The sequence below is a fragment of the Micromonospora sp. WMMD730 genome, from assembly GCF_049178955.1.
GTDB classification, from domain to species: domain Bacteria; phylum Actinomycetota; class Actinomycetes; order Mycobacteriales; family Micromonosporaceae; genus Micromonospora; species Micromonospora wenchangensis.
Map to the genome: position 1 here is coordinate 5,524,337 of NZ_JBMHML010000002.1, position 17,403 is coordinate 5,541,739.

The 17,403-nt window shown below is 74.0% G+C and carries 17 protein-coding genes and 1 pseudogene; 4 read left to right on the plus strand and 14 right to left on the minus strand.

Going from position 1 to position 17,403, the window contains the following annotated elements; genetic code table 11:
- Positions 1-4 precede the first annotated feature (4 nt).
- From ACN265_RS23370 to ACN265_RS23380, 3 genes are all read right to left on the minus strand, one after another.
- The gene (locus ACN265_RS23370; RefSeq protein WP_421409516.1) at positions 5-1,318 is read right to left on the minus strand and encodes an MFS transporter; all 1,314 of its coding nucleotides are present in this window, start codon (positions 1,316-1,318) and stop codon (positions 5-7) included.
- Between the two features lie 276 nt (positions 1,319-1,594).
- Positions 1,595-2,296, minus strand: coding sequence for a UdgX family uracil-DNA binding protein (locus tag ACN265_RS23375; protein ID WP_420115821.1), 702 nt, complete (start codon positions 2,294-2,296; stop codon positions 1,595-1,597).
- Between the two features lie 71 nt (positions 2,297-2,367).
- Positions 2,368-2,571, minus strand: coding sequence for a helix-turn-helix transcriptional regulator (locus tag ACN265_RS23380; RefSeq protein ID WP_420115820.1), 204 nt, complete (start codon positions 2,569-2,571; stop codon positions 2,368-2,370).
- A 312-nt stretch (positions 2,572-2,883) separates the two neighbouring features.
- Here ACN265_RS23380 and ACN265_RS23385 point away from each other — a divergent pair, with 312 nt between their 5' ends.
- The gene (locus ACN265_RS23385; RefSeq protein ID WP_421409520.1) at positions 2,884-3,090 is read left to right on the plus strand and encodes a hypothetical protein; all 207 of its coding nucleotides are present in this window, start codon (positions 2,884-2,886) and stop codon (positions 3,088-3,090) included.
- The gene (locus ACN265_RS23390; protein WP_421409522.1) at positions 3,087-3,347 is read left to right on the plus strand and encodes a hypothetical protein; all 261 of its coding nucleotides are present in this window, start codon (positions 3,087-3,089) and stop codon (positions 3,345-3,347) included. Before ACN265_RS23385 ends, ACN265_RS23390 begins: the two co-directional genes overlap by 4 nt.
- Here ACN265_RS23390 and ACN265_RS23395 read toward each other — a convergent pair.
- The gene (locus ACN265_RS23395; RefSeq protein WP_421409524.1) at positions 3,337-4,677 is read right to left on the minus strand and encodes an aminotransferase class I/II-fold pyridoxal phosphate-dependent enzyme; all 1,341 of its coding nucleotides are present in this window, start codon (positions 4,675-4,677) and stop codon (positions 3,337-3,339) included. The two genes, ACN265_RS23390 and ACN265_RS23395, sit on opposite strands and share 11 nt — an antisense overlap.
- Positions 4,678-4,715: 38 nt before the next feature.
- Between ACN265_RS23395 and ACN265_RS23400 the strand changes: the two genes are divergently transcribed.
- Positions 4,716-6,137 (plus strand): GNAT family N-acetyltransferase, encoded by a 1,422-nt coding sequence (locus ACN265_RS23400; protein WP_421409526.1) that lies wholly within the window; start codon positions 4,716-4,718, stop codon positions 6,135-6,137.
- Complete coding sequence (leuE, locus tag ACN265_RS23405) at positions 6,134-6,799, plus strand: leucine efflux protein LeuE (RefSeq protein WP_420117428.1); 666 nt, start codon at positions 6,134-6,136, stop codon at positions 6,797-6,799. Before ACN265_RS23400 ends, leuE begins: the two co-directional genes overlap by 4 nt.
- A 57-nt stretch (positions 6,800-6,856) precedes the next feature.
- On the opposite strand, the gene ACN265_RS23410 is transcribed toward leuE, so the two are convergent.
- The 10 genes and pseudogenes from ACN265_RS23410 to ACN265_RS23455 form a co-directional block, all read right to left on the minus strand.
- A complete protein-coding gene (locus ACN265_RS23410) occupies positions 6,857-7,786 on the minus strand; it encodes a sporulation protein (RefSeq protein WP_421409529.1) in 930 nt (309 codons plus the stop codon).
- A gap of 178 nt (positions 7,787-7,964) precedes the next feature.
- Positions 7,965-9,029: a hemolysin family protein gene (locus ACN265_RS23415; RefSeq protein ID WP_204923927.1), complete on the minus strand. Its 1,065-nt coding sequence runs from the start codon at positions 9,027-9,029 to the stop codon at positions 7,965-7,967.
- Between the two features lie 143 nt (positions 9,030-9,172).
- Positions 9,173-10,525: pseudogene (locus ACN265_RS23420) on the minus strand (hemolysin family protein); the annotation flags it as partial.
- A gap of 160 nt (positions 10,526-10,685) precedes the next feature.
- Entirely contained in the window at positions 10,686-11,033 is a 348-nt protein-coding gene (gene mnhG / locus ACN265_RS23425; protein WP_420115670.1) for a monovalent cation/H(+) antiporter subunit G, read from the minus strand.
- A 142-nt stretch (positions 11,034-11,175) separates the two neighbouring features.
- Complete coding sequence (locus tag ACN265_RS23430; protein ID WP_204923926.1) at positions 11,176-11,439, minus strand: monovalent cation/H+ antiporter complex subunit F; 264 nt, start codon at positions 11,437-11,439, stop codon at positions 11,176-11,178.
- Positions 11,436-12,020 carry a Na+/H+ antiporter subunit E gene (locus ACN265_RS23435; RefSeq protein ID WP_421409532.1) on the minus strand — a complete coding sequence of 195 codons (585 nt, stop codon included), beginning with the start codon at positions 12,018-12,020 and terminating at the stop codon, positions 11,436-11,438. The genes ACN265_RS23430 and ACN265_RS23435 overlap by 4 nt, the downstream gene beginning before the upstream one ends.
- Positions 12,017-13,522 (minus strand): Na+/H+ antiporter subunit D, encoded by a 1,506-nt coding sequence (locus tag ACN265_RS23440; protein WP_420115666.1) that lies wholly within the window; start codon positions 13,520-13,522, stop codon positions 12,017-12,019. Before ACN265_RS23440 ends, ACN265_RS23435 begins: the two co-directional genes overlap by 4 nt.
- Positions 13,519-13,989 (minus strand): Na(+)/H(+) antiporter subunit C, encoded by a 471-nt coding sequence (locus tag ACN265_RS23445; RefSeq protein WP_204923923.1) that lies wholly within the window; start codon positions 13,987-13,989, stop codon positions 13,519-13,521. Before ACN265_RS23445 ends, ACN265_RS23440 begins: the two co-directional genes overlap by 4 nt.
- A complete protein-coding gene (locus ACN265_RS23450; protein WP_421409535.1) occupies positions 13,986-16,820 on the minus strand; it encodes a Na+/H+ antiporter subunit A in 2,835 nt (944 codons plus the stop codon). Before ACN265_RS23450 ends, ACN265_RS23445 begins: the two co-directional genes overlap by 4 nt.
- A 107-nt stretch (positions 16,821-16,927) precedes the next feature.
- A complete protein-coding gene (locus ACN265_RS23455; RefSeq protein ID WP_204923921.1) occupies positions 16,928-17,305 on the minus strand; it encodes a hypothetical protein in 378 nt (125 codons plus the stop codon).
- Between the last annotated feature and the right edge of the window lie 98 nt (positions 17,306-17,403).

Here is a 17,403-nt window from a genome sequence, read left to right on the forward strand (position 1 = left end):
GTGATCACTCCTCCTCGTCGGGCACCGCCGGTGGCACCCGACGCAACGCTAGCGCCACCAGCGGCACCACCGCGATCGCCGCCAGCAGGGTCAGGGTCGGATAACCCGCCACCCGCATGACAAACCCGCTGGCCGCCGCCGCGCCCGCCCCGGCCAGCCCCATCGTCAGGTCGGAGAGCCCCTGCACGCTGGGGCGTACCCGGGACGGCACCGCCTCGGACAGCAGCGTCGAGCCGGCCACCATGGTCGCCGACCAGCCCAGCCCGAGCAGGGCCAGGCCGACCGAGAGGCGCGGCGTGTGGTGCCCGGCGGTACCGGCCACCGCGCACGCCGAAAGCAGGGTGCCGACGCCGACGAGGATCACCGCGCGCCGGCCCCACCGGTCGGTGAGCCAACCCACCACCGGCGAGAACGCGTACATGCCGGCGATGTGCACACTCAGCACGATGCCGACGACCCGCAGCACGTCCGCGTCGGAGTGCGACTCGCCGAGGCGTACCGGGGTCATCGCCATCACCGCGACCATCACCAGGTGGCCGACCGCGACGGCGGCGATGCCCAGCCGCGCGGCCGGCCGGCGGCGCACCACCCGCCAGGCCGCCCGCATGCCCTCCGGCCGTGCGCCCGGCGCGGTCGTCGCCGGGGTGGCGGCCCCGGGCGACGCACCCGCCTCGGCCGCCGCGAGCCGCCGCGCGGTGAGCAGCGGGTCGGGCCGCAGCAACAGCAGCAGTACGACCGCAGCCAGGCCGAACGCGACGGCGCTGAACGCGAACGGGCCGGCCAGCGACGGCAGCCCCCAGGACCGGGTGACCCGGTCGGCGAGCGCGGCGAAGTTGGGCGCCGCCACCGAGCCGATGGTGGTGGCCCAGACGACCAGGGAGAGCTGCCGGCCCCGGCGGGCCGGTTCGGCGAGGTCCACCGCCGTGTAGCGGGCCTGGAGGTTGGCCGCCGTGCCGCCGCCGAACAGCAGCATCCCGAGGAAGAGCAGCGGCACCCCGCCGGTGACCGTGGCGAGCACCACCAGCAGCGCCCCGACCGCCCCGGTCAGGTAGGCCACCACCAGCCCCGGCCGCCGGCCGTGCCCGTTCATGATCCGGGTGACGGGTACGGCGAGCAGCGCCGCGCCGACCACCCCGCAGCTCTGCGCCAGCCCCGCCACGGCGGTGCCGGCGACCCGGGCCGCCAGCAGCGCCCCGACGGAGATTCCGATCGCCACCCCGACCCCACCGATGGTCTGGGTGGCGACGAGCAGCCGCAACGTACGCCGCTGGATCGAGGCGACGTCGGGCCGGGCGGGCACGCGCAGGTCGACGGTCATCGCAGCTCCTGGTCCGGGGAGGCAATCCTCGCGCAGTCGACCCCCCGCCCGCACCGGGGTTCCCGGACACGCCGGAGTCGGGCCCGGCCGGGGTTGCCGGAGTCGGGCCCGGCCGGGGTTGCCGGAGTCGGGCCCGGCCGGGGTTGCCGGAGTCGGGCCCGGCCGGGAGTTCCGGGGTCGGGCCCGGCCGGGGTTGCCGGAGTCGGGCCCGGCCGGGAGTTCCGGGGTCGGCCGGGGTCGGGCACGGCCGGAGTTCCCGGGCGCGCGGCCCCGCGGTCAGCCGGTCAGGACGCGGGCGGCGACCGTGAGGTCGTCCACCAGCCCCCGGTAGGCGACGTCCTGGTTGTCGGCGCGCAGCACCGCCGACGGGTGGATGGTGGCGAGCACCCGGGCGGCGGGCGCGTCGGCGACCGTGCCGGCGCGGTCCACCGGGACCCGGGTGAAATCCTCCGGGTGCTCGGCGGCGGCGGGCCAGGGCAGCAGTTCGCCGCGCTGCCGGGTGACCCGGAACGTCGGGCCGAGCAGGGCCTTCGCCGCCGTCGCGCCGAGCACCACCACCAGGTCGGGGCGGAGCCGGGCGAACTCGGCGACCAGCCACGGCCGGCAGGCGACGATGTGCACCCGGTCCGGGGTCTGGTGGATACGACGCCGGCCGCGCAACTCGTGCCGGAAGTGCTTCACCGCGTTGGTGATGTAGAGGTGGGCCGGGTCGAGACCGGCGTCGTCGACCGCCCGGCGCAGCAGCCGGCCGGCCGGACCGACGAAGGGCAGCCCGTGCTGGTCCTCCAGGTCGCCTGGCTGCTCGCCGACGAAGACCACCCGGGCGCTCTCGTCGCCCCGGCCGAAGACGGTCTGGGTGGCGTCCCGGTACAGCTCGCAGCCCCGGCAACCGGCGGCTGCGGCCCGCAGCTCGGCAAGTGTGCCGGCCTGTGGCGGGATGAACTGCTGGGCACCGGGTGCGTCGGTCTGCTCGGCCATGGCGACTGTTCTACCCGGTCGTGTCGGGAGTCCACGAGGGACCCGCCGGGCGTCCCGTCAGCCCGGGATCCTTACGCTTCCTCGTCGCTTTCGAGCAGGTGCGGACGCTTCTCGGCGATCCACGCCTCCACATCGGACTTGAGCCAGACGTTGCCCATCCTGAGGGTCGCCGCCGGAGCCGGGAAGTCCCGTCGGTTGATCAGGATGTAGGCGCGCTGCCGGGAGACGCCCAGGCGTTCCTGGATCTCTGCCGCACCCATCAACGCTACTTCCACCCGTCAGACGCTACGGATACAGCATGCGCACGCTTCCAGAAGCGGAGACTCTATACCCAACTCGCTCTTCGGATGTAAGGTTTACGTCACGTAAACCCCTAGCGTCAGGAGCGTTCGGCATGTCCCGTTGCAAGTGGTTCCGCCGGCCGGCTGAGCCCATTGACGTCGCACAACGGGCCAGGCCCCTGCCCCCGACGGCGCCTGCCGGGCGGCACTCCCCCGCCGGCCGGCGGGCCGCGCCGCGTCGACAGGTCCCCGAGGTGAGGTGGGGCGCGCGCCGTTCCGGCCGGCCCAACCGGGGGTGCTGGCCCGATGCCTGAGCCGCGATCCGGCGAGCCACCGTTCGCCGTGGTGATGGCCGGTTACGTCGTCGACTTCCACCACCGCAACGCCTGCTCCCGGTGCCGGCCGGACGGCTCGTGCACCCGCCTCGCCGACGCGGGCGCGACGCTGCGTGCCTGGCGGGACCGGCGCGTCCAGCGGGAGCTGCGCGCCCGACGGGACCGGGGCGGCCGGTGAGGGCCGGCGACCTGGTGTACGTGACCAGCGCCGCCAGCGTGCAGTTCCTCCGGCCCATCCGGTTGCGGGTCATCCGGGTGCTCGACTGGCCCACGTACGACGGATGGGTCTGGTTGGAGGGCTACCAACTGGACGCGGCCGGCGACGCGGTCTCCCGCCGGAAGGTCTTCGTACGCCCGGCGGGGTTGATCGCGCCGCCGGAGCCGACCCCCGGGCAGCGGAGCGGGAGTGGGCCGACGGTGCGGGTCAGGCGGTGAAACGGACCGGGCCGGCGGGGCGGACCGCCGCCGCCACCGCGTCGGCCAGCGGTACGAGGTCGGCGTCGTCGAGCGCGCTGACCGTGATCCGGACGGCGGGCGGGCTGCCGAGCCGGGAGAGACCACCGGGCGCGACCGACCAGCCGGCGTCGCGTAGCGCGGTGACCGTGGCGGTCTCGTCGGGCACCGGCAACCAGACGTTGATGCCGCTGCGGCCGTGCCCCGCCACGCCCCGGTCGGCGAGCGCGGCGAGCAGCCCCCGGCGGCGACGTTCGTAGGCGTCGGCGGCCCGGTCGACCAGGGCGGTGGTGGCCGGATCGTGCCAGAGCGACAGGACGAGCCGTTGCAGGACGGTGGAGACCCAGCCGGCCCCCACCCGGGCCCGGCCGGCCACCCGGGACACCGTCACCTCGTCACCGGTCAGCACCGCCAGCCGCAGGTCGGGCCCGTAGGGCTTGCTCACCGAGCGGACGAACGCCCAGGTCGGGGTGGCACCGGCCAGCGGGTGCACCGGCAGCCGGGACAGCTCGGCGGCGTGGTCGTCCTCGATCAGCAGCAGGTCGGGGCGGCCGGCGAGCAGGGCCCGCAACTCCCCGGCCCGGCCGGCGGAGACGGCGGCGCCTGTCGGATTCTGCGCCCGGCTGGTCACCACCAGCGCCCGCACCCCGAGGGCGAGGGCGTCGTGCACCCCGGACACGACGGGCCCCTCGTCGTCGACCGGGAAGCCGACCGGCCGCAACCCGAGCGCGGCGACGAGGTCGAGCAGGTTGGCCCAGCCCGGGTCCTCCACGCCCACCGCGTCGCCGGGGCGCAGGTGGGTGGCGAGCAGCCGTTCGATGCCGTCGAGCGCGCCCCCGGTGAGGGTCAACTCGTCGGCGGGCACCCCATCGGCGGCCAGCCGGGAGCGGGCGGCCTCGGCCAGGGCGGGGTGCACACCGGTCGTGGCGTACCCGACGGGCGGGCCGACCGTGTCGGCCAACGCGGCCAGGTGCGGGCCGAGCGGCGGCAGCAGCCGGGGGTCGGGTTGCCCGTGGGACACGTCCCGGGTGCCGGGTGCCGGGGCCGGAGCGTGCGCGGCGCGCCGGGGGGCGACCGGCGGCCGGGGCCGCACCCGGGTGCCGTGCCGGCCGGCGGTGACCACCAGACCCCGCTGGCGCAGCTCCTGGTAGGCGCGGGCGACGGTGGCCGGGCTGACCGACAGCGCGGTGGCGAGGGCGCGGACGGGCGGTAACGCGTCACCGGCGGCGAGCGCGCCGCTGCGGATGCCGGTTTCCACGCTCGCCGAAATCGCGGCGGACGTGGACCCGAGGATCTGATAATGTGCTGCCACAGTTTCAGGATCGTACTAGAACAAAGGCGGGATGTCACATGTACGCGCCGACCGCACGCACCACCGCCAACCGCAGCCGGGACCGGATGAGCTACGACCGGGCCACCACCCACGCGGTGCTGGACGAGGCCTACCACTGCGTGCTGGGGTTCGTGGTCGACGGCGAGCCTCGACTGCTGCCCACCCTGCACGTCCGCGTCGGTGACACCCTCTACCTGCACGGCTCCACCGGCAGCCGGCCGCTGCTCGCCGCCCGGGGCGACGCCGGGCTGCCGGTCTGCGTCACCGTGACCCTGCTCGACGGGCTGGTGTTCGGCCGTTCCCAGTTCCACCACAGCGCCAACTACCGCTCGGTCGTGGCCCACGGCACCGCCCACCTGGTGACCGACGAGGACGACAAGCGCACGGTGCTGACCGCCCTGGTGGAGAAGGCCGCCGCCGGGCGGGCCGCCGACAGCCGCCCACCGAGCCGGCGGGAGCTGGCCGAGACGGCCGTCCTGGCGCTGCCGCTGCACGACGTGTCGGTGCGGACCCGCACCGGCGGGGTCCGCGACGAACCCGCCGACCTCGACCTGCCGTACTGGGCCGGGGTGGTGCCGCTGCGGCAGGTCGCCGGCCCGCCGGAGCCCGACACCGGGGTGGCCGCCCCACTGCCGGCCTACCTGTCCGGCACCGGCACTCCGGTGCGGGAGCCGGCCGGACCGGCACGCCCTGGTCCGGCGCACCTCACCGGCCCGTCCGACGCCGCCGGGCCCGTCGAGGCGGGAGCGCGGGCCACCGCGCCGGGAGCCCGGGCCACCGCGCCGGGAGCCCAGGCCACCGGGCCGTCGGGGGCGGGTGCCACCACCTCGCCGTGGTACGAGCCGGTGCCGCTGCGCGGTGAGCACGTGCTGCTGGAACCGCTCACCGCGGCGCACGCCGACGACCTCTTCACCGCCACCGCCGAGCCGGAGGTCTGGGCCCACCTGAGCCACCCGACGCCCACCGACCCGGCCGCGATGCGAGCCGTCGTCACCACCGCGCTGGACGCCCGGCGACGCGGCGAACGGGTCCCGTGGGTGCAGCGCTGCGCCCGCACCGGCGCGGTCATCGGGTCGACCTCCTACTACGACATCGACCCGGCGAGGCGCTGCGTCACCATCGGATACACCTGGCTCGGCCGCCCCTGGTGGGGTAGCGCGGTCAACACCGAGGCCAAGCTGTTGCTGCTCGGTCGCGCGTTCGACGATCTGGGGGCGGTGCGGGTGGTCTGGCAGACCGACATCCGCAACACCCGGTCGCAGGCCGCGATCGCCCGGCTCGGCGCGACCCGGGAGGGCGTGCTGCGGATGCACCGGCAGCGCCCGGACGGCTCCTGGCGGGACACCGTGCAGTACGCCATGACCGTCGACGAGTGGCCGAACGCACAGGCCAGGCTGCGGGAATGGCTTCGCCGTTCGGCACCGGCGGAGCGAGGATGACGGGCGTGCTGGGCATCACCGACATCTGGACGTACGTGTTGGGCACCGTGGCGATCATTCTGCTTCCGGGGCCGAACTCCCTCTTCGTGCTCTCCACCGCCGCCAAGCGCGGCGTGGCGACCGGCTACCGGGCGGCGGGCGGGGTCTTCCTCGGCGACTCGGTGCTGATGATCCTCTCCGCCGCCGGGGTGGCGTCGCTGCTCAAGGCGTATCCGCCGCTCTTCCTCGTGATCAAGTACGCGGGCGCGGCCTACCTGGGCTACGTCGGGCTGACCATGCTGCGGGGGGCCTGGCGGCGGTGGCGCGACCGCAACAACCCCGCGACACCCCGACTGATCGACGCCGCCGAGCCGGAGGCGCTGCACAGCCCGTTCCGCAAGGCGCTGGTGATCAGCCTGCTCAACCCGAAGGCGATCCTCTTCTTCATCTCGTTCTTCATCCAGTTCGTCGACCCCGGCTACGCCTGGCCGGCGTTGTCGTTCCTGCTGCTGGGGCTGATCGCCCAGGTGACCAGCGCGCTCTACCTGACCGCGCTGATCTTCGCGGGCACCTTCCTGGCCGCCCAGTTCCGGCAGCGTCGCCGGTTGGCCGCCGGCGCCACCACCGGCGTCGGCATGCTCTTCCTGGGCTTCGGCATCAAGCTCGCCACGGCCTCGGTCTGACCCGCCCCACCCCGCACACGACACACGGCACCTGACCCGCCCGCCGCGGCCGGTGGGTCAGGTGCCGTCACCACCCCCGCCCCCGCTGCCGATCCCCCCACTCCCGGCGGTGCCACCCAACCCGAAGCCCGGCCGCACCGGTTCGTCGGGCTGTCGGCTGACGTGGGCCGACTCGGTGATCCGGGCCGACCAGTGCGCGTCCGAGGCCGCCGCCGCGTGCCGGTCGATCGCCGCACGCAACCAACCGTCCACCACCGTGACCCAGTCCTGCTGGTCGGCACCGGTGTGCCAGACCCGGAACCGGCTGATGCTCTGGTGACTGATCCCGGTCAACGACAGCCGCCGGTCCATCCAGAGCAGCACCTCCAGGCCGGCGGAATTGGTCACGAAGATCAGCTCCAGCTCGGTGATCGGGCCGGCGTAGAGCGGGGCGACCCAGTAACCGAGCCGCTGGTGCACCGGCAGGGTCTGCGCGACCCCCGGCAGCCGGCTCGACACCAGACCCGCCTGCCGCAGGACGAAACCCAACGTGTCCAGCGCGGCGAGCACATGCTGCTGGGTGGGCAGCGGATGGACGAAGACCGGCACCATCGCGCCCTGCTCCAGTTCCGGGTCCACCGACACCTCGGTACGCAGCCCGGTGCGCAGGCTCATCAACGGCACCCCGCCGAAGATCGTCACCGGGGTCTCCCACGGCAGCGGCACGGCGAAGTCGATGGCCCGCCGCCGCCCGGCCGGTACGACGAACCGTCCCCCCACCGGCACCTGGTGGTACTGGACGAGGCGACGGGGCGACCGGGGGTCCTCCGGTTCGGCGGTCGCCACCAGACCCAGCCGTACGTGCCGGATCGGCACGTCCTGCGACCCGGCGCTGAGGGTCACCCGCCCCGGTAGCCGCAGCCCGGGGCGGGTGCTCGGATTGGTGAGGGTGGTACTCACCGACAACCCGGTCACACCGGATTCCCGGGACACCCCAGTCAACCGCATGACCGTGCGGTTTCCCGCTCACCGACCCGGCACTCCTCCACCCGGACACCGACCGGGCGGGGGCGGAGCGGCCTTGTTGTTCGACGCGATGGGGCGATGTAGCGGTGTCAACTCCTCTCCGACACCACCACATCGCCCCCGTTGGGTCGATCCTGTAGAACGACGGGCGGGACGACCGTCACCGCATCCGGCGGCCCCGCGGGATCGGGTCGGTCTCGTCGTCGAACTCGCCGATGACCTCTTCGAGGAGGTCCTCCAGTGCCACGAAACCGATCGGCCGGGTCGGTCCGCCACCGTTGCGGACCAGCGCCAACTGGGCCTGGTCGGCGCGCATCGCGGCGACCGCCTCGGTGACCGAGGAGGTGGCCGGCAGGGTGAACGACCGGGTCATCAGCTCGGCGGCGGTGGCCGCCCGGCTGGTGGTGACGGCCCGGACCGCCTCCCGTACGTGCACCAGGCCGCACACCTCACCGCCGTCGTCGAGGACGGCGAGCCGGGACCGGCCGCTGTCCCGGCTGACCTGCTCGATCCGCTCGGCGGTGTCGTTGCGGTGGACCGTGACGATCTGGTCGAAGGGTTCCATCACCTGCGCGACGGTGGTGCCCTGCAACTCCAGCATGCTGGTCAGCATCTGGTGCTGTTCGGCACCGAGCAGCCCGTGCTCGCGGGACTGTTCGAGCAGGATGCGCAGCTCGTCCGGGCCGTGGACCTGGGCGAGCTGGTCCTGCTGCTGCACCCCGACCAGCCGCAGCATCGCGTTGGCCAGGGCGTTGAGCACGGACAGCACCGGGCGGGCGACCCGGGCGAAGGCCCGGAACGGCAGCGCCAGCAGCGTCGCCGAGCGCTCGGCGTCGGTGATGGCCCACGACTTCGGGGCCATCTCGCCGACCACCAGGTGCAGGAACGTCACCAGCCCCAGCGCGAAGATCAACGCGACGACGTGGCTGGCCGCCTCCGGCAGGCCGACGGTGTGCAGCAGCGGGCTGATCAGGTGTTCAATCGCCGGTTCGGCGAGCGCACCCAGGCCCAGGGTGCACAGGGTGATGCCGAGTTGCGCGCCGGCCAGCATCAGGGACAGCTCGCGTACCCCGTCCAGGGCGGCGCGGGCGGCCCGGCTGCCGGTGGCGGCGGTCTGTTCCAACCGGTAGCGCTTGGCCGCCACCAGGGCGAACTCGGCGGCCACGAAGAAACCGTTGAGGGCGAGCAGCAGCACCGACACCAGCAGTGCGACGGTGGGGCTCATGACCGCTCCTCCCGACCCGGGGTGACGCGAACCTCGGCACCGCCGGTGGCACGGGCGTTCCCGCCGCCGCGTCGGTCGCCCCTGGTGCCGGTGGCGCGGACGTTCGTGGCGCGGCGTTGGTCGCCCGCGCCGGTGGTGGCCCGGGGCTCCCCGTCGGCACCCTGGTCACCGGCGAGGGTGAGCCGGACGGAGTCGGCCACGTGCCGGTCCACGGCGAGCACCTCGACCAGGGCCGTCGGCCGTTCCGCCGGCTCGTCGTGGTCGACCGGCAGGCTGATCTCCAGCCGGTCCCCCACCTCGGGCACCCGGCCCAGCTCCCGCATGACCAGCCCGGAGAGGGTGTCGTACTCGGGAGCCTCGGGCAGGGCGATGCCGGTGCTGTCGGCGACCTCGTCGATCCGCCATCGGGCCGGCACCACCCAGGAGCCGTCCTCCTGCCGGATCGGGGCCGGCTCGGGCGGGTCGTCCTCGTCGCGGATCGGTCCGACCAGCTCCTCGGCGATGTCCTCCAGCGTGATCACACCGGCGAAGCCGCCGTACTCGTCGACCACGCAGGCGAGCTGCCGGTGCCCCGAGCGCAGCCGGTCCAGCACCGTGGGCAGCGGCAACGTCTCCGGCACCAGCAGCGGCGGTACGGCCACCGCGCTGACCGGGGTGGTGGCGCGCTCGGCCGGCGGCACCCCGAGCACGTCGGCGATGCCGACCACGCCGACGAGGTCGTCGACGCCGTCGACGCCGCGTACCGGAAACCGGGAGTGACCGGTGTCGAGCAGCTCGACCACCCGGCTGACCGGTTCGTGCGACCGGATGGTGTGCACGTCGACCCGGGGCACCATGGCCTCCCCGGCGGTCAGCTCCCGGAAGTCGAGACCCCGGTCGAGCAGGTCGGACATCTCGGCGTCGAGGTGCCCCTCCTCCCGGGACTCGGCGATGATCTGCTCCAGGTCGGCCGGGGTGGCGCCGCTGGGCAGTTCCTCGATCGGCTCGATGCCGACCCGGCGCAGCAGCCGGACGGAGGCCCGGTCGAAGAGCGTGATCAGCGGCCCGGCGATCTTCAGGTAGATCAGGGTTGACCGGCTCAGCGCCCGCGCCAACGTCTCGGGCCGGGCGATGGCCAGGTTCTTGGGGGCGAGCTCTCCGAGGACCATCTGCACGACGGTGGCGATGACCAGCGCCAACGCCACCGACAGCGGCAGGCTGACGCCGGTTGCGACGCCGGCGCCGCCGAGCAGTTCGGCCAGCCCGGCACCGAGGTAGGGTTCGGCGGCGTAACCGACCAGCAGGGCGGTCACGGTGATGCCGAGCTGCGCACCGGAGAGCATGAACGACAGCCGCCCGGTGACCTCCAGGGCGCGGGCGGCCTTGGCGTCGCCGTCGTCGGCGAGCTGCTTGAGCTTGCCCCGGTCCACGGCGACGTAGCCGAACTCCTGGGCTACGAAGTAGCCGGTGGCGGCCGTGAGAACGATGATGAGTGCGAGGCCGACGACGATCAACACGGGTCGCTCAGGGCTCCCGTGGACGTCGGGGCGGGGGATTGCCGGGCACGACCCGGCTGGCTACTGCTGCCCTCCTGGGCAGAAGAGTCGATCATGCCGCAATTCTATCGGCGGTTGCTGGGGGCCCGCTGAGGGTGGGGACAAAGTTCCTGCTCGTCCCCTATTCACCGGTCCGGGGCGGGTCCCCGGCCAGTTCGTCCACGTCGAGCAGGCTGCGGTCGACCCGGCCGGACCGGTAGGCGGCCCGGCCGATCATCTGGGCGGCCACCGGGGCGGTGGCCAGCTGGAAGACCCCGACCAGCAGGATCATGCCCAGGTCCGCGGCGGTACGCAGCCGCAGCACCAGCCCCAGCAGCAACAGCAGCACCCCGAGCACCTGCGGTTTCGTGGCGGCGTGCATCCGGTCCAGCACGTCCGGGAAGCGCAGCACGCCGATCCCGGCGGCGAGGCTGAGCAGCGCCCCGGAGACCAGGGCGACGGCGCCCAGCCAGTCGATCACCGTACCCACGCTCACGGCCGCCCTCCCCCGGCCGGAACCGGCGCGATCCGGCCGGAACCCGGCAGCCGGCCTCGACCCGGCGTGCGGTGGCGGACCGGCGACCGGTCGTGGACGGGCCCGGGGTGACGGCCCGACCCCGGGGCGGGCCGGGTCACGGCTCCTCCCGGGCGGCGAAGCGGACCAGGGCGACCGAGCCGACGAAGCCGAGCAGGGAGAGCACCACCAGCACCGGCAGCGTGGTGGCGTGCCGGTTCACCGCCGCCTCCGCCCCGACCGCGCCGAGCATGGTGGCGAGCAGCAGGTCGGCGGCGATGACCCGGTCCAGCAGCGACGGGCCCCGGTAGATCCGGGCCAACGCCAGCAGCGCGGTGGTCGACAGCAGCACGGTCAGAACGACGGCGAGGACGACGGTCACGGGGCCTCCGTGGGTTCGGTGGTGAGCTGCCGCAGCTCGGCGGCGGAGCCGATGGCCCGCACGATCCGTTCCTCGACGGCGAGGATGCGGTCCCGGCTGCCGGTCAGGTCGGCCGGGGACCGCACGTCGAGCACGTGCACGTAGAGGACGCCGGCATCCCGGTCGACCTCGACGATCAGGGTGCCCGGCACGAGGGAGAGCAGCTCGGCGGTGAGCGCCAGGTTCAGGTCGGTGCGGACTCGCAGCCGCACCCCGATGATCGCGCCGCGCGGGCGGAAGCCGGGGCGTACGGCGATGGCGGCGACGTGGATGCTGGCGCTGACCAGCTCGACGACGAACACCCCGGCGAGCCGGAGCAGCGCCCGGGGCCGCAGCCGACCGCCGAAGGAGACCGGCGGGAGCGGGAAGAACACCAGCACCGCCCCGCCGACCAGCAGGCCGGCGAGCAGGTTGGCCGGGGAGAAGCTCCCCCAGAGCAGGTTCCAGACCACGACCAGCCAGCCGAGGGCGATGAGCTGGTCCCGGCGGCGTCCGGTACGCGGCGGCGGCGTACCGGCCCGGCGGCGCGTCCGGCCGGTCACGACGGGCCGCCGGGCAGGACGGCCCGCACGTACGGGGTACGCAGCCGCAGGTCGTCGGCGGCGTCGGCGGTGACCTGGAACAGCGGGCCGGCGGCGACGGTGAGCGCCAGCCCCAGCACCACCAGGGCGGCGGTCGCCCCGATCATCAGCGCGGGCAGCCGGGGAACCGGGTCGGCGGTGGCGAGCTGCGGGGCCCGCCAGAACGCGATGTTCCACACCCGGGAGGCGGCGTAGAGGGTGAGCAGGCTGGTCAGCGTGCCGGCGACGACCAGCACCCAGGGCAGCACGCCGCCGTGCGCCACCCCGGCCTCGAGCAGGCCGACCTTGCCGAGGAAGCCGGAGAACGGGGGGATGCCGGCCAGGTTCATCGCGGGGACGAAGTAGAGCACCGCCAGCAGCGGGGCGATCCGGGCCAGCCCGCCGAGCCGGCGCAGGTCGGTGCTGCCGGCCCGCTCCTCGACCAGGCCGGCGACCAGGAACAGGGTGGTCTGGATGGTGATGTGGTGCACCACGTAGAAGATCGCGCCGGAGAGGGCGGCGGTGGTGCCCAGCGCCACCCCGAAGATCATGTAGCCGATGTGGCTGACCAGGGTGAACGAGAAGAGCCGCTTCATGTCCGACTGGGCGACCGCGCCGAGCACGCCGACCACCATGGTCAGTCCGGCCGCCACCATCAGCAGGGTGGACGCCGCGCCACCGGGGAAGAGCAACGTCTCGGTCCGGATGATCGCGTAGACGCCGACCTTGGTGAGCAGGCCGGCGAAGACGGCGGTGACCGGCGCCGGGGCGGTCGGGTAGCTGTCCGGCAGCCAGGCGGACAGCGGGAAGAGCGCCGCCTTGATGCCGAAGGCGAGCAGCAGCATCAACTGCAACGCCAGCCGTACGCCATCGGGCAGGGCGTCGAGCCGGCCGGCGAGCTGCGCCATGTTGAGGGTGCCGGTGGCCGCGTACACCAGTCCCACGGCGGTCAGGAAGACCATCGAGGACAGGATGCTGACCACCACGTACGTCGAACCGGTGCGGATGCGGGCCTCGGTGCCGCCCAGGGTGATCAGCACGAAGCTCGCCGCGAGCAGGATCTCGAACCCGACGAAGAGGTTGAACAGGTCACCGGCGAGGAACGCGTTGGTGATCCCGGCGGTCAGCACCAGGTAGGTGGGGTGGTAGATGCTCACCGGCGCGGACTCGCTGGTCTCGGCGCGGCCCTGGCCGATGGAGTACAACAGCACGCAGAGCGTGACCGCCGACGAGACCACCAGCATCAACGCGGCGAGCTGGTCGGCGACCAGCACGATGCCGACCGGCGCGGGCCAGCCGCCCACCTCGGTCACCACCGGCCCGTCCCGGTGGGCCCGCACCAGCAGCAGCACCGCGACCACCAGGTTGGTGGCGAGGGCGACCACGCTGACGGTGCGCTGCAACCGGGGCCGGCTGACCAGGATCAGGGTGAGGGCGGCCCCGAGCAGCGGCACCACCACCGGCAGCGGCACGAGGCGGTTCACCGGATGCCGCCCGGTCGGCGCGGCGGTTCCGGGTCCACCTGTTCGGGGTCGTCGCCGGGCCCCTCGCCGCCGAGGTCGGCGTTGGGCACCTCGTTGCGGGCGGCGAGCGCGACGATCTGCTGGTCCTCCACGTCGTCCTGGACCTCGTCGTCGCCGCCGAGATACCAGCTCCGGTACGCCACGGCGGCCAGGAAGGCGGTCAGCCCGAAGGTGATCACGATGGCGGTGAGCACCATCGCCTGCGGCAGCGCGTCGCTCATCGCGTCGTCCGGGCCGGCGCCCACCACCGGCGCACCGCCGGAGCGGCCACCGACCAGGATGAGCAGGTTCACCCCGTTGCCGAGCAGGATGACGCCGAGCAGGATGCGGGTGAGGCTGCGCTCCAGCAGCAGGGTCACCCCGGTGGCGGTGAGCACGCCCACGGCGATCACCAGCACCAGCGTCGGGCCCGCCCCGCCGTCCCTCACCGCCGGTCCCCCTCGTGGTCGACGACGAGCCCCCGGTCGGACTTGCCGGCCGCCTCGATGTGCCTGTCGATCTCGGCGCCGAGACTGCGCAGGATGTCCAGCATCAGCCCCACCACGATCAGGTAGACGCCGATGTCGAAGAAGAGCGAGGTGACCAGGTACGGCCCGCCGAGGCCGGGCAGCGGCAGGTCGACCCGGGTGCTCGCGAGCACGGTGCCGGTGGTCAGCAGGGAGACCACGCCCCCGCCGACGGCGATCGCCAGGCCCGCGCCGAGCACCGTGCCCGCCCCCACCGGGGCCGCCTCGGCCAGTTCGTACCGGCCACCGGCGAGGTAGCGCACGGCCAGCGCCAGGCTCGCCACGAGGCCACCGGAGAAGCCGCCGCCCGGCGCGTTGTGGCCGGAGAAGAGCAGGAACAGCGAGAAGAGCACGATCGTGTGGAACAGCAGCCGGGTCACCACCTCGAAGACGATGGACCGCCGGCGCTCGTGCAGGGTGGTTCCGCCGCGCAGCCACACCGCCCGGTCGCCGTGGCCGGCGGTGGCGGGTTCCACCCGACGCGGTCGCGGCCCGGTGCGGGACCGCTCGAAGATCAGGCTGGCCACCCCGGTCGCGGCCACCACCAGCACCGCGATCTCGCCCATGGTGTCCCAGGCCCGGATGTCCACCAGGGTCACGTTGACCACGTTGCGGCCGTGCCCCTCGGCGACGGCGAGCGCCGGGAAGGCGGTGGAGACGGACACGGCGGTCCGGGCACCGGACGCGACCAGCGCCAGTCCGGCCAGCACCACGCCCACGGCGACGCCGAGCACCCGGCGGGCCCACCGGCTGCGGCGCAGCGGGCGGGCCGAGAACCGTTCCGGCAACCGGCGCAGCACCAGCACGAACACGGCGATGGTGGCGGTCTCCACCAGGAACTGGGTCAGCGCCAGGTCGGGTGCCCCGTGGAGCACGAACAGCATGGCGGTGCCGTAGCCGGTCACCCCGACCAGCAGCATCGCGGTCAGCCGCCGTCGGGCGTTGACCGCGAAGAGCGCCGCGACCCCGATGACCAGCCCCACCACCAGTTGCAGCGGGCTGTCCCAGACCGCGATCCGGGTTCGCCACGGGCTGGTGCTGAGCAGGGCCGCGCCCGGCACAAGCACCAGGGCCAGCAGGACGGTGCCCAGGTACAGCGGCAGCGAGCCGCGCTGGGTGGCCCCGGTGACCTCGATGGCGAGCCGGTCGAACCGGTGGGTGGCCCACTCGTACCCCTGGTTGCCGGTGAACGGCAGCTTCCACCGGGCCAGCGCCGGGGCGAGCGGGCCGCGTACCGCGTGCAGCACGGCCCCGCCGGCCAGGGCCAGCACGGACAGGCCGAGGGCGGGGGTCAGGCCGTGCCAGAGGGCGAGCGTGTCGTGCGGCGGGCCGAAGAGTTCCGCGTACGGGTCGAGCAGGCCGTTCAGCGCGGCGGCGGCCGGGCCGGCGACCAGCCCGGCGATCGCGAGCAGGACGGGTGGGGCGAGCATCGGCAGCGGGACCGGCTCCGGGGCGGCCTCGGGGGTGCCGGGGCGGGTGGCGAAGGCGCCCCAGAGGAAGCGGATGCTGTAGGCGACGGTGAGCACGGTGCCCAGGACCAGACCGACGAGCACCACCGGACGGGTGGCCAGGGCGGTGAAGACCGCCTCCTTGGCGACGAAGCCGAGCAGCGGCGGCACGCCCGCCATCGAGGCGGCGGCGAGCGTGGCGACCACCGCCAGCGCCGGGGCCCGGCGGCCGAGGCCGGAGAGTTCCCGCAGGTCGCGGGTGCCGACGTCGTGGTCGATGATGCCGACGACGAGGAACAGGGCGGCCTTGAACAGGGCATGGGCGAGCAGCATCGCGACCCCGGCGAGCGCGGCGTCGGCGCTGCCGGTGCCGATCGTCACGGTCAGCAGGCCGAGTTGGCTGACCGTGCCGTAGGCCAGCAGCAGCTTCAGGTCGCACTGGCGCAGCGCCGCCCAGCCGCCGGCGAGCATGGTGACCAGGCCGAGGGTGAGCAGCACCGGCCGCCACGGGCCGGTGTCCGCGAGCACCGAGGCGAGCAGGCCGATCAGGTAGACGCCGGCCTTGACCATCGCCGCCGCGTGCAGGTAGGCGCTGACCGGGGTGGGTGCGGCCATCGCCACCGGCAGCCAGCCGTTGAACGGCACGATCGCCGATTTGGCCAGCGCGCCGGTCAGGATCAGCAGCACCGCGGCGACCAGCGTCCCGCCGCCGGGCAGTGGCGCGGCGGCGATCTCCGACCAGCGGTAGCTGCCGGCGTGCCCGCCGAGGATCAGGAAACCGAGCAGCATGGCCAGGCCGCCGAGGGTGGTGACGGTGAGCGCCTGGGCCGCCGCCCAGCGGCTGGAGCGGCGCTCCGTGCTGTGCCCGATGAGCAGGTAGGAGAAGACGGTGGTGAGTTCCCAGAAGACGTAGAGCAGCAGCAGGTCGTCGGAGAGGACCAGGCCGAGCATGGCCCCGGCGAAGGCGACCAGCACCGCGACGAACCGGGGCAGGCCCACCGCGCCGGGCGCGAAGTACCGGCCGCAGTAGACCAGGACGAGCGCACCGACCCCACCGACCAGCAGGGTCATCAGCCAGGACAGCGTCGTCATCCGCAGCGCCACGTCGAGGTCGAGCTGGCCGATCCAGTGGTACGTCTCGACGACCGCGCCGCCGTCGCGGACCGCCGGGGTGCGGGTCAGGGCCCAGCCGAGGGCGGCGGCGGGCACCAGTGCCAGCGGGTAGCAGGCGCGCGGGCCCCACCAGCGGACCAGCAGCGGCGCGACGAGCGCCGCCACCAGGTGGAGGAGCAGCAGTACGAGCACGCGTCCTCCCCGTCGAACTGGCGGCGCGCGCCGGGCGAGTTGTCCGGCCAGCACCGATCACACGCCAGTTTCGCCCACTATGGGGCGTTTTCGGGGAAATCGTCCGGTCAACCGGCGGCTGCGTCACCACCGGGAAGCGCGGGCGTCAGGGCACGCCGGGGCTCGACGAGCAGGTCGGGGCGGCCGAGCTGGAGGGCGACCTTGTCGACCACCCGCTGGGCCACGGCGAGCGAACGCACCGGCAGCATCGCGCCGCGACTCTCCCGGCGGAGCACGAAGTAGTGCACGGCGACCCGCACCTGCCCGCGGTCGGCGGCACTGGACTGGGCGGTGGAGACGACCAACTCCCGCAGGCTGTCGGCGAGACGCTCGGCGAGCGCCAGCTCGGGGCCGCGCAGACTGGTCCGCAGGGCGGTGAGGTGACCTTCGACCTTGCGGATGAGCACGTCGGTGCCGGGCGTCGGGCCACGCTCCTCGACGAACATCCGATTCCTTTCACCTGGTGCGGCGTTCGGGGAGAAGTTACTTTATGTTGTGGGTCACAAGCAAGCAGTTAAGTAAGACTTAAAGCGCAAAACGTACA